Annotated in this window: 11 protein-coding genes; 7 read left to right on the forward strand and 4 right to left on the reverse strand. The window is 54.6% G+C overall.

The genetic code is table 11. The features are described 5' to 3' along the window. The first annotated feature begins 107 nt into the window (after positions 1 to 107). Entirely contained in the window at positions 108 to 1,217 is a 1,110-nt protein-coding gene (locus tag ACR0DX_RS19285) for a transporter (protein WP_170417865.1), read from the forward strand. Between the two features lie 4 nt (positions 1,218 to 1,221). Here the strand turns inward: ACR0DX_RS19285 and ACR0DX_RS19290 are convergent, their stop codons facing one another. Beyond that, complete coding sequence (locus tag ACR0DX_RS19290) at positions 1,222 to 1,887, reverse strand: hypothetical protein (RefSeq protein ID WP_050605729.1); 666 nt, start codon at positions 1,885 to 1,887, stop codon at positions 1,222 to 1,224. 356 nt (positions 1,888 to 2,243) lie between these two features. Between ACR0DX_RS19290 and ACR0DX_RS19295 the strand changes: the two genes are divergently transcribed. Next, on the forward strand, positions 2,244 to 3,173 hold the full coding sequence (locus ACR0DX_RS19295) for a tyrosine-type recombinase/integrase (protein ID WP_480847108.1): 930 nt from the start codon (positions 2,244 to 2,246) through the stop codon (positions 3,171 to 3,173). 54 nt (positions 3,174 to 3,227) lie between these two features. On the opposite strand, the gene ACR0DX_RS19300 is transcribed toward ACR0DX_RS19295, so the two are convergent. Continuing rightward, positions 3,228 to 3,572: a type II toxin-antitoxin system RelE/ParE family toxin gene (locus ACR0DX_RS19300; RefSeq protein ID WP_170417859.1), complete on the reverse strand. Its 345-nt coding sequence runs from the start codon at positions 3,570 to 3,572 to the stop codon at positions 3,228 to 3,230. After that, positions 3,569 to 3,826, reverse strand: a complete 258-nt coding sequence (locus ACR0DX_RS19305) for a type II toxin-antitoxin system ParD family antitoxin (protein ID WP_170417856.1) — start codon at positions 3,824 to 3,826, stop codon at positions 3,569 to 3,571. The genes ACR0DX_RS19300 and ACR0DX_RS19305 overlap by 4 nt, the downstream gene beginning before the upstream one ends. A gap of 836 nt (positions 3,827 to 4,662) precedes the next feature. Between ACR0DX_RS19305 and repA the strand changes: the two genes are divergently transcribed. The 5 genes from repA to ACR0DX_RS19330 all read left to right on the forward strand — a co-directional run bounded on the left by repA (position 4,663) and on the right by ACR0DX_RS19330 (position 11,303). After that, positions 4,663 to 5,847, forward strand: a complete 1,185-nt coding sequence (gene repA, locus ACR0DX_RS19310; RefSeq protein WP_170417853.1) for a plasmid partitioning protein RepA — start codon at positions 4,663 to 4,665, stop codon at positions 5,845 to 5,847. Further along, positions 5,847 to 6,815: a plasmid partitioning protein RepB gene (gene repB, locus ACR0DX_RS19315; protein WP_170417850.1), complete on the forward strand. Its 969-nt coding sequence runs from the start codon at positions 5,847 to 5,849 to the stop codon at positions 6,813 to 6,815. The genes repA and repB overlap by 1 nt, the downstream gene beginning before the upstream one ends. 177 nt (positions 6,816 to 6,992) lie before the next feature. Beyond that, a complete protein-coding gene (locus ACR0DX_RS19320) occupies positions 6,993 to 8,048 on the forward strand; it encodes a helix-turn-helix domain-containing protein (protein WP_170417847.1) in 1,056 nt (351 codons plus the stop codon). A 154-nt stretch (positions 8,049 to 8,202) separates the two neighbouring features. Continuing rightward, on the forward strand, positions 8,203 to 9,312 hold the full coding sequence (locus ACR0DX_RS19325) for a Fic family protein (protein WP_170417844.1): 1,110 nt from the start codon (positions 8,203 to 8,205) through the stop codon (positions 9,310 to 9,312). A 329-nt stretch (positions 9,313 to 9,641) separates the two neighbouring features. Next, positions 9,642 to 11,303, forward strand: coding sequence for a caspase family protein (locus ACR0DX_RS19330; protein WP_170417841.1), 1,662 nt, complete (start codon positions 9,642 to 9,644; stop codon positions 11,301 to 11,303). A 122-nt stretch (positions 11,304 to 11,425) separates the two neighbouring features. Here the strand turns inward: ACR0DX_RS19330 and ACR0DX_RS19335 are convergent, their stop codons facing one another. Next, the gene (locus tag ACR0DX_RS19335) at positions 11,426 to 12,058 is read right to left on the reverse strand and encodes a tyrosine-type recombinase/integrase (protein ID WP_093037018.1); all 633 of its coding nucleotides are present in this window, start codon (positions 12,056 to 12,058) and stop codon (positions 11,426 to 11,428) included. Between the last annotated feature and the right edge of the window lie 167 nt (positions 12,059 to 12,225).

The raw sequence follows: 12,225 nt of genomic DNA on the forward strand, positions 1-12,225 counted from the left end.
GACCTTCCAGCGCTGGAGACCCCCACCATTTCGACTTCACCGATGGACGTACCGAACACTTTGTTTTCAGGGCAGGGACTCAGGAAACAAACGAACACGAGGGCATCATGACACGGAGCAACAGCAAGATTACGTGCGTCTGGCAACGCCTCCAGGCTGTAATACTGGCTGGGGGGCTGAGCCTTGGGTCAACTGCCATGGCCCAACCGGAAACCCGTCCGGCTGACAACGTGGCGATGAACCCGCAAGCCTCCAGCAACATGTCAGGTATGGGAAGCATGTCCAGGATGATGCGCCCCGACGCGGTGCCGCCAACGGGTGTCGTTGGCGGTATGCATCCACCCGAGGGTGTTTTGATGCCTGTGTTCTCTTACATGAACATGGAGATGGACGGAAATCGTACCGGAACGCAGTCGCTGTCTACCTCGAACGTTCTGTCGCAGTATCCGATCGCGCCGCTCAGCATGAGCATGAACATGGCGATGGTCGGCCTGATGTACGGTGTGACCGACGAGATCTCGGTGATGGCGATGCTGCCCTATACCCGCAAGACGATGAAGCACCAGACCCGCATGGGCCAGACCTTTAAGACCAGGGCACAGGGGTTTGGCGATCTGAAGATCATCGGCGGATATGATATCTACAAATCCGACGGGCAGGTGCTGGAACTATCTCTTGGCCTCAGTCTGCCGACTGGCTCGATAGACGAGACCGACACCACGCCAGCTGGGCCGGACCAGCTGCTGCCCTACCCCATGCAACTGGGTTCAGGCACCTACGACCTGCTGCCGGGCGTCACCTATACGGGCCAGAACGCGGATTGGTCTTGGGGCGCCCAGCTGGCCGCCGTGATCCGGATGGGTGAGAATGATGCCGGTTACACCTTGGGTGACGTCTATTCAGCAACAGTTTGGGGTGCACGGCGCTGGAATGACCAGTTCAGCTCCTCGTTGCGGGTGGTCGGCGACATCGTGGAAAACATTGACGGGTCGGATGCGCGCCTGAACCCAGGCATGGTGCCCACCGCTGATCCGACCCTGCGCGGCGGCCAGTTTCTGAGTATCGGAATCGGAGTGAATTACCTTGTGCCGGGGTCGGGCGTTTTGGCGGGCACGCGCCTGGGTATCGAGGGCGTGATCCCTGTGTATCAAGATCTGGATGGGCCCCAGCTTGAACGCGATTACGCAGTCTCCTTCGCGATACGCAGGGCGTTCTGACCCTTCAGCCCCAAACCGACTGTAAACGGACAATCAGCGCCGCCGCGGTGGTCAGAACGACCACTGACACCGCCATCAGTAGCAGGGCCAATGTCACAGGTCCGCCGCGCCCAGGTACGCGACGTGCCAGTTGGGCTGCAAATCCAGTACCGTGGGCGATCTGGCTCTGAACGACGGATAGGTATAGCGGCAGCGCTCCGACCAGCGTGGCGTACAGGTAAACGCCTGAGATGTTCTCGAAGTAGGCGGAGCGTACCAGCGTCGGACCGACTACCCGCAACGCCACTACGGGATCACCGCCGAAAGACCCGAACCAGTCTGCCGAAAGCGCGTAGATCAGCGCGTGCAGCGCGATGAACAGGACGGCCCGTAGCAGCAGGTCAATTAGCAGATACCGGGCCGGGATGGCCCCCCTGCCCCGCGCCCTTACCCCAACGGCGAAAAGAAAAAAGCTGAGATAATTTAAAAGGAAAACGACCGGCAACCCATTCGTCACCACCTGACGCAAAAACCGAACAAACGCGGGACCACTGTTCAGGAGGTGCGTCGCAAAGCCCGGCGTGCGCAAAACGAAGATGGCCAACAGCGGAAACAACGCAAGGCAACTGACGATCAGCGTGTTTCTGGCAAACTTCCAGAAAGGCAATTCAGTGGCAAAATATCTGTTCATTTCATTTAGTTTGCCAACGGTTCCAGCGCAATGTCGATGCCAATTGGTTTACAGACCTGCGACAGAACCTCCGATTTTATTATTCCGCAAGCCCTCTACCTACTTTACGCGCAAAATCTGTTACTTTTGCTCGTTACTTTTGTTGCGCTATCAGTTTCAAGTTACACTCGATAAGTATCGCTTATCAAGTATAATTGATTTTGCGGGAAAATGGGCGCAGAGTGGGCCGTATGAGCACCCCTGAGCCCTATCTCCCCGCCCCCTCCCCTGCCCTGTCGCAGTCTGACCAGGACGCCCTGACCGATCTCTATGTCCGCGGCACACCCGCCAACACGCTCAGGGCCTATGAGCGCGATTTGCTCTATGTAACGGCCTGGAAGGCAGCACGGTTCGGAGTGCCGTTGGACTGGCCCGAGAGCGAGGCCACAGCGCTGGCCTTCATTCTCGATCACGCCCGCGATCTGGGAGATGCCGCGCCCGAGGATGTCGCGCGTCAGAGTGCCGAGATGTTGATCGCGCAAGGGCTACGCAAGTCCCTCGCCTGCCCGGCCCCTTCTACGCTGGACCGGCGCATCGCCTCCTGGCTGGCCTTTCATCGAATGAAGAACCTGACCAGCCCTTTTGATGCGCCGCAGGTGAAGCAGGCCCGTGCCAAGGCGCGCCGCGCCGCCGCCCGGCCCCCTGCCCCAAAATCGCAGCAACCGATTACCCGCGATGTGCTCGAGCAGTTGCTGTCCACTTGTCGGGGGTCCCGGCGGGATTGCCGCGACCGCGCCATCTTGATGCTGGGTTGGGCTTCGGGTGGTAGACGGCGCTCGGAGATCACCGGGTTGATGTTTGAAGACGTCTCGCTGAAGGAGTTCGACGAGAAAAGCCTGGTTTGGATTTCACTGCTGGAGACCAAGACGACAACCAAAGGTGAAACGCCGCGGCTGGTGTTGAAAGGCCGCGCAGCCCAAGCGCTGGCCCATTGGATCGAGGTGGGTGAGATTCAGGACGGCCCCTTGTTCCGGCCTGTTTCAAAAGCCGATCGGGTGTTAACCCGCCGCCTCAGCCCGGATGCCATCGCGCAGATCGTCAAGCGTCGGGCGAAACTGGCGGGCCTGCCGGACGGGTTCGCTTCCCCCCATGGGCTGCGCTCGGGCTTCCTGACCCAGGCCGCGCTGGACGGCGCCCCGATCCAGGCCGCGATGCGCCTCTCCCTGCATCGCTCCATGGCCCAGGCGCAGAAATACTACGACGATGTGGACATCGCGGATAACCCGGCGACTGATCTACTGGGGTGAGTAGTTACTGACTATTTAATAATCCCCGCTTGAGGGAAACTCCGGCTGCTGTGCCTATGTCTTGTTTCCTGTCGCATCTGTTAACGTGGCCAGCGCGGAAACATGTCGCGGCAGATCGCAACGGGAATGCAGGATATCAACAATGATCACCGCGTCCGGCTGATCCAGATAAACCAGGAAATGCTCTCCTGCGCGCACATATCTGAGATCCGCCGCCTCTTCGACCAATATAGAACAACTTCGGCTGGCCACCCTGCCCTCTGTGATGGCCTGACAGCGCGCTATTAGTTCTTGTTCATAAAGATCGGCTTGATGCGATCCAAACTTGTCGATGGTCCATCGGGCAATTTCCACCAGGCTGGATTCAGCGCGGCGTGTCAGTCGAAAGGGTCTGGTCACGCCTTGGCTCGTGCCCTTGCAAAGGCACGACGGATCGCATCCGAACCCCTGCCTTCTGCCAAATCTCCGGCCTGAGCCTGCGCTACACCCTCCTGCAAGCCTTGTTTGAGAGACTCCAGCCCCGCTTCTTCCCGCTCCAAAAGCCGAAGGCCGGCGCGCAACGCTTCACTGGCGTTCTGATATCGACCGGACGCAACCAGATTCTGCACCAGTTGATCCTGCGATTCTGTAAGTACAACATTGCGGGTTACCATGGCGTAAGCCTCCTTTTTGGCAATATATGCCAACGAGACCGTCTGTTCAACGATTGAGGAGCCCAAAATCACTAATTCGAGCAAGCTGGTTTTATGGACGCTAATGGGACGTGAACACACGGATCATGTCTGTGATCCCATATGAATCCAATGACGGTAGAGACTTGCGTCAAAAGCCGCGCCGCGCAAGCACAGCTGCACTGGATCGAGGACAGTTCCGTGTTCCGTCGCAACTTACAGGCGCACAATTCCCGAAACCCCGCCCTCACGGTATGCCATTTCTTGGGCAATTGGCGAGCGGCTGACTCTAGCCGGAATGTTCGCGTGTTTTCCTCTGCGCACGGGCTGAGCTCGGTGTATCTGACCCAGATCGCCATGCCATTCTCACCGCATCGTACTCCCGTACTGGCGCAGAAGTATTGTTACGAAGTTGGTATCGCAGAAAACTCGATAACGAAATTGTTGGTGAGAGAATTTGACCAATCAGCTCAACTAGCTCCCTGCCCTTCCCAATTGCGCAATTTGCGCCAAAAGCCGTTCGGCCTTCACTCCAACTCCATGCTAGAGGCGTTCTACTCAAAGCGGAGCATAGGGAGGAGTTTTACAGGAATGCCTTCGCATGCCTACGTTAGAACTTCATCGACTGAAAGAACCCATGATCCCGCTCAACCGAGTTTACAACTGTAAACCACCCTGCTCTGATGCAAAGCGTATGTAGTCCTCCGCGTTGGAAAACCTACAATATAGGCGAAAATCCTTGACTTAGTGCTATGAATCACGGCTGTTTATCTCAAGTGGCGCAAAAATGACCACATTCTTTAATTTGAGGCAACTACATGATTCCCGTGACACCACTTGCGGCAGAAAGACCATCGGCACTCGCCACGGAAATATCTGAGAGATTAAACTCGGCTATCCGGGAACATCTACTTGCTGCATTTGCCCCCGACAACACCAAATCACTGCGAAATTTTGCAGCGCCAGAAGCTGCTGAACTCTTAGGAGTCTCAGGTCAATTCATGCGCAAAGTCCACGCAGAGGGAACGATTCCTGAACCGAATGACGTACGCAGCGGTAGGCGTTACTATACTGCCCAAGAACTTTGGGAGGCTCGCGAAACGCTTGAGAAAACCTCACGCAAAAAAGGGCGCTATGTCCCTCGCCGGACTGAAGGAGAAAAGCTCCAAGTCTGGCAGTTGATGAACTTCAAAGGCGGCAGCAGTAAGAGCACCACAACAATTCACTTGGCTCACTATTTTGCGCTTCGCGGTTACCGTGTGCTGGCTGTTGATCTGGATCCTCAAGGCTCTCTTACATCCATGTGCGGCATAAGCCCCGAAATAGAGTTTGACGGGCTGACGATTTACGATGCTATTCGATATGAAGATCCGGTAGATATGGCGGACGTCGTGCTTCCGACGTACTTCCCCGGTCTCTCTGTGGCTCCGTCACGGCTTGTTCTTTCCGAATTTGAGACAGAATCTGCCGTTCACTCCAACCCAGACCATCCGTTCTTTACAAGAATACGGAATGCCCTGGCCCAGGTGGAAGGAGATTTTGACCTTGTTCTGATTGATAGCCCACCTCAGCTAGGATTCTTGACAATTGCTGGGATGGCGGCCGCCAGTTCATTGCTTGTGCCACTTACACCTTCGATGCTGGACGTGTCTTCGACGGCTCAATTTCTCGAACTCGCTGGTGCTTACATGGCAGTCATTGAAGATGCCGGCGCTACGCTCGAATACGACAACTTCAAATTCCTGATAACGCGTGACGAGCCAACAGACGTACCGTCTCAACAACTGGCTTCGTTCATGCGGGCACTGTTTCAGGATCGCGTTATGTCAGCCACAGCCCTCAAAAGCACCGCGGTCAGTGACGCCACAATGCTCAAACAATCAATTTACGAAGTCGTGCGGTCAGAAATGACACGCGCAACTTATGATCGGGCAAAGAACTCAATGGATGCGATCGGCTCTGAGGTAGAGCAAATGATCCATCAAGCATGGGGACGCAGCTAATGGCTAGAAAGTCGCTTCAGGAGATGTCGGGGATCGCAAACACCATCGCGCGCTCTGGCCCCAAGGCCATCGATAAAACTCCAAAACCCAATGCCCCTGCTCTTGGTGCGCTTCAGGGCTCTCTTGCCGCAATCAGGGAAATTGACCCTGCTCTGATCGACGACTGGGGGCCTGCCGATAGGCTCGGTGAGTTTACAGCTGTAAACATTGACGAAGAAGACGATAGTTTTGAAAGCTTGATGTCGAGTATACAAGACGGTGGCCAACAAGTTCCCATTCTTGTCAGAAGATCGAAATCCGACGGTCGATACGAGGCAATTTATGGACGGAGGAGGCTCAAAGCCTGTCGTGAACTTGGTATTAAAGTCCGCGCCAATGTTCAGGATATCGACGATGCTTCAGCGCTTCTCGCCAAAGGGCTTGAGAATGCTGCGAGGCGCAATCTTTCCTTCTACGAGAAAGCACGTTTCGCCGAGGCGATCCTGACTTCCGGGCATGACACGGCAACGGTGCGGCAAGTATTGAACGTTTCGAAATCAGGGCTGTCTCACCTGACAAAAATTACGCAACATGTTCCTGCAAAGATTGGTGACATGATCGGCGCAGCCCCAAAATCAGGCCGCCCAAAATGGACCGTGCTTGCAGAGCACTTCGTTGCAGGCAAGCTAGCGGAAGATGAAGCTGCAAATCTTCTTGCAACCATTGAGCCATCGATGTCGTCAGATGATCGGCTGGAAATGCTCCTAAAAGCAGCTGCCAAACGCGGTGCAAGACAAAGAGAAGGTGCAGCCGAACTCAACCCAATCGAAGGCGTTACAATCAAATCTACCAACGGATCACTAACTGTTTCGGTCAAAAGGACCGGAGCTAACGCTGGCTTCGCTAGCTGGTTGGACGAAAACATGGCTGAAATCATTAAGCGCTCACACGCTGAGTTTACAGCTGTAAACGCCAAGAAAAAGAACTGAGGACGAGCAGAAAGGAGGAAGGCAAACAAACAAAACCCCCGAAACCGGAGCTTCGAGGGCTGCTGCGCAAAGCGCAATTCTTAGATTAGACACCTAGAATCTAGCAGCACCCGAATCGCCACACAAGAAAAAACGCTCTTGAGCGAACGGGTAATTTTTGTCTGCCGATAGATAATCATGAAAACACTAACAGCATTGGCTCCAATTGGAGCGACCTTGTCGGGAACGGCAGGGCAGGGGAACAGTACGCCCAAAAAATGGATACTTCTTCGCGCCGTTGAAGAGGCCAGAGAACCTCTTGGGTTAAAATCCACAACTCTCAATGTCCTGAGAGCGATGGTTTCCTTTATGGGCGGTGATCAGATTGCTGCGGACCAGGATGATCATCACATCTGTTTCGCGTCCAACGCGGCGATAGCCAAACGAACTCATGTCAGCGTGCAGACAGTTGAGCGTCATATCTCGACGCTGGTGGACCTTGGACTTATCCGCCGCGTCATGAGCGCAAACGGTAAGCGATGGGCGCGCCGGGATCGCCAGGGCAGGGTGGTCACCGCAACTGGGCTCTCCTTGATGCCTTTGTCTGAACGGCACGCTGAGTTCATTCAGGAAGCCCAGAGGCATGCTGATCGCGTTCTCGAGTTCACTGTACTCCGTGACAAAGTTTCCGCCGCTCTGGCGCGCCTTAAGGAACTCGTAGCAAATGACACCGCGATCTCTGATTTGGTGACCACCGTACGCAATGCTCTGCGTCGCAAACCAGATGCGAATGTACTCAGCGAGCTGTTGGCAGAAATCTCTGTGGAAATCTCCGAGATAACACAGACTGATACAGAAAATTTGAGGGCCAGTGACAGTGAAATTGAGGGGCACAAAGAGGACTCTTTGAATCCGGAAGTTAAGAAAGAAAAGCTTTCTCAGATTCAGGTTTCTCCAGACCAAATGGAGCGCAGTTTTCCACGGCTATGCTCAGAACTACGCTTTGCAAAAGATCAGCACCACTGTGATCGGCTTATGGATGATATCGCCGAGTATCTACGGCTTGGCCAAACCTGGTATGCAATGAAATCAACTTTTGGCCCAGCTATTCGCTTCATTGTTCTCGGATACATCTTTCAACGTGCTGAGAACATACAATCTCCAGGGGCTTACCTGATTTCGTTGCTGGCCAAGATCGAAAAGGGCGAATTGTCTCCAAAGGCAATGCTCTCGCGGACATCCAATGCTACGTAAATTTGGGGAAACAGGATGAAATTTACCGTTTTCAGATTACACCTCCAAGTGATGACTGGATCGAAGGGTCTGAAAAAGGTGAGCTATAGGATTGACCTCTATAAATCACGCAACCATAAATAGTGAGTTATAGAAAGGAAGCTTATACCTCACGATGTGGAACTGGCAGAACCCTGACTGGCCTACCTTTCGTTACGACGCCGCAAGACTCGAACCATACGAGCAACAGTTCCTGTTGTCCTCAGGGGAAGTTCTTGGAGCGGTTCATCATGTGAACACATCGGATCGAGATCAATTGCGTATCGACCTGCTAAGCGAAGAAGCAATGAAGACCAGCGCGATCGAAGGTGAGATGCTGGATCGTCTCAGCGTGCAATCTTCCTTGCGCCGACATCTTGGACTGGCTCCCGACAGCTATCCATCCAAACCGCGCGAGCAGGGCGTTTCTGAAATGATGGTGGATGTTTATTCCAACTATTCGGAACCACTGTCACACGACACCCTGTTTCGGTGGCATGACATGCTTCTGTCCCATGACAGGCATCTGGAAACGATTGGATCATACCGGAGCCATGAGGATGCGATGCAAATCGTCTCAGGCAGGCTCGACCGCCCAACGGTGCATTTCGAAGCTCCACCTTCACATCAGGTTCCGGCTGAAATGGACCAGTTCGTAGCCTGGTTCAACCGGACCGCACCGGATGGTCCCGAACCATTGCGCGCACTGATCCGGGCCGGTTTGAGCCATCTGTATTTCGAGAGCATTCATCCCTTTGAGGACGGCAATGGCCGGTTGGGTAGGGCGCTGGCTGAAAAGTCCTTGGCCCAGAATATCGGTCAGCCAAGTCTGATTGCCCTTGCTTTCACGATCGAGCGAGAGCGGAAGGCTTACTACGACCAACTCGAACGCCATCAAAAGACGCTGGAAGTCACACCGTGGCTCGTCTGGTTTGCCGAAACTGTCCTTACAGCACAGCAGGTGACGCTTGAGCGGGTTGGTTTCTTTATTTCCAAGACGCACTTCTATGATCGGTACCGTGATCAGTTCAACACTCGCCAAAGCAAGGTAATCGCCCGTTTGTTCAAGGCTGGGCCGGATGGGTTCACAGGGGGATTGAGCGCTGAGAACTATATCTCGATCACGGGAACATCGCGCGCCACAGCAACGCGGGATCTCCAGAACCTGGTAGAGAAGGGCGCTTTGATCCGAACGGGTGAACTCCGGTACACGCGATATTGGTTAAAGCTAGATCGGGACGGGTAGGGGGCTGAAGTACGGCACGAAGCGCGGGAAGTGGAAGTTCGCTGCAGTCGCTACGCATGCTCGCAGGAAATGCGGAAGCTGACGTTTAGATAGCTTCCCAAGCGAGCATCTTTCTGTCCCGCCGCAAGGCGGCTCCGAGTTCGTACTTCATATGAATGGTCCATGCCGAAACTGGCGCAATGGGCGGGAAACGAACCTTCGTCGTGTCAATCCCGAACTCCGCTATGCGGCCTAAGCCGAGCTAGAGCTTGTCCACGCCGGTCATATTGATTGAATTCCGAAAGTGTGGAAACGTTCATATGGTAGACGCGTTAACGGCGATATTTCACATGAAGCGTATCCTGTTCTCAGTTGTGTTTTGTTTTCTGCCTGCGATGGTGCTGGCGGACAAAGTTGCCTTGGTAATTGGCAATGCGAACTACCAACATGTCAGCAATCTCAAAAACCCGTCGAATGATGCGATCGACATTGCAGAGGCATTGCGCAGGATCGGGTTTGAGGTCACAACAGGTCTTGATCTGGATTACCGCGACATGCGCCTTGCCATACGTGACTTTGGAGAAAAGGCAAAAAACGCCGAGTCGGTCATCGTATACTTCGCCGGCCACGGCATCGAGTTGGACAACACGAACTTCCTGATCCCTGTCAGTGCGGAACTGCGGAGCGACCGTGACATCGAACTCGAGGCAATCCGCCTCAACACATTGATTAGCTCCATCGCGGGCGCACCCGGCTTGAAGATCGTGTTGGTTGACGCCTGCCGCAACAATCCATTCCTCGCGACTATGGAGCGCACAAACAGCACCCGCTCAATTGGACGCGGACTTGCACGTATCGATCCGGGAGGTGTGTTGGTTGGATATGCTGCAAGGAGCGGAACGCTGGCGCTTGACGGCGATGGCCGCAACAGCCCCTATGCTCAGGCTCTGCTCAACCACATCGAGGAACCCGGACTTGAGATTGGCAAGTTGTTTCGGCGAGTCCGCGACAGGGTTTACACTCTGACAGAAGGCTATCAGGAGCCATTTACTTATGGCTCGCTTCCCGCCAGAGACATTTTTCTTGTTCCAGATGCGGCTGCAGGCTCGACGCCAGAGGAAGAAATTGAGCGTGTCGAAGACCAGATTTATGCGGACTTTGAACTTGCGCGTTCGCTCGGAAGGCTTGATGCGATCGAGATGTTTCTGGAGCGATACGAAGGCGAAAGGGATCATTTTGCAGTCGCGCTCGCCCTTTCGTTGCGGGACGACTTGCTTGCTGAGCACCAGAAGGACGAAGTGCCGGGCAACAGTAGTACTGCGCGAGACAAAGTAGCAGCTCTTGTGCCGACATCGCCTCAAAGCGCGAAGGATGATACAGAGACGCGCAGCCTGATCCGTGATATACAAACTGAGCTAAATCGCGTTGGCTGCAGCGCTGGCACAGCGGACGGTGTTGCGGGCCCACGCACGAGATCTGCTTTCTCTCGGTATATCAGCGCTAGAGAGAATCTTGGACTGACGCCTGAGAGCCTCGAGACCAGTGAAACTCTTGCCGCACTTCGAGGAGAGCAAGGAAGAGTCTGTAATCAGTTGGTCGCGCCGTCTTTCGCGACTTTTGATGGTGACTACATTGTCTTAATCAGACGCAGATGGGACGATGATTATTGGCAAACAACCAGTCGGCCCGACAAGGCCTATTTCCCCGGAAAAATCGAGCCACTTGCAGCCTTGCGCATCAATCGCAATGGAGACAAGCTGACCTTGCTATCTGCCCAAGGCTTTGCGGCCGAAGGGCCTTGGTTTAGGGACTTCACTGGCAAATTCGATGACTCCGGTCAGTTGAAATTGCGCTTCACATTGAGTTCGCATTTCGGGCAGGCGACACCCTATAAGGTCAATATAAGCGTCAAACTGCCCGAAGGACTTTCGCCAGGAAGAAGGCTTGTCTACGAGCCGCGCAGGATTGACGGGCAGTTTTTTCTGAATTTTCTAATACGCCGTGTCAGTTGAAACTTTAAAGCGATGTCCTTGCCTGCTCCGCAAGAAGACCGTCGCTCTGGGCTCCTCGTCGCTGTTCGCCGCAGATTTCGCCAAGGTCTTGTTTGGGCCGTCCGCGAAGACGGCCCAAGTTGTTAGATTTCAATGGCCTCTGCGATCGCAAGCGCATCTTCCAGCTCAACACCGAGATACCGGACGGTGCTGTCCATCTTGGTGTGCCCAAGTAGCAGCTGGACCGCCCGCAGGTTGCCGGTCTTCTTGTAGATCTGTGTGACTTTTGTCCTCCGCATCGAATGCGTTCCGTATGCACTGGCCTCCAGACCGATCGACGTGACCCAATCCCGGACGATCCGGGCGTACTGGCGTGTCGAGATGTGCAAGCGTTCATGGAAACGACCCGGCCATAGGTACTCCGAGCCGACCATGAGCTCATCTTCCATCCACTTTTCAACCGAGGCGCGTGTGCCTTCGGAGATTTCAAAACGAACCGGCTTCTGCGTTTTGCTTTGCAACACCGAAGCTCGTTCCTTGATCTGGCCGGACGCCATCACGTCGACGACTTTCATCTTCACGAGATCGCAGCCACGCAGTTTGCTGTCGATTGCCATATTGAACAGCGCCAGGTCCCGATGGTTCTCGGCGAGTTCAAGTCGAACACGGATTGCCCAGACGTGTTTTGGTTTCAGTGGCCGTTTTTGCCCAACGATGCGCCCTTTGTTCCAAGCCGGGCGAAGCGCACGAATGGCCGGTAAGTTTGGTGTTTCCATGACTGATCCTCCGATCCGCCATGCCCTCCCACAACGACAACCTGACGTTGACGATGCCTCCATATCACGGGATGCTGCGTCGCATCCGAGGTCGGGGCTGAGCCCAAATTGACCAATTCTGTCGTCAGGATCAATTGGCGCATACTGTCAAGAAGCTGCCACTCAAA

The sequence above is a fragment of the Ruegeria sp. D3 genome (assembly GCF_056534465.1).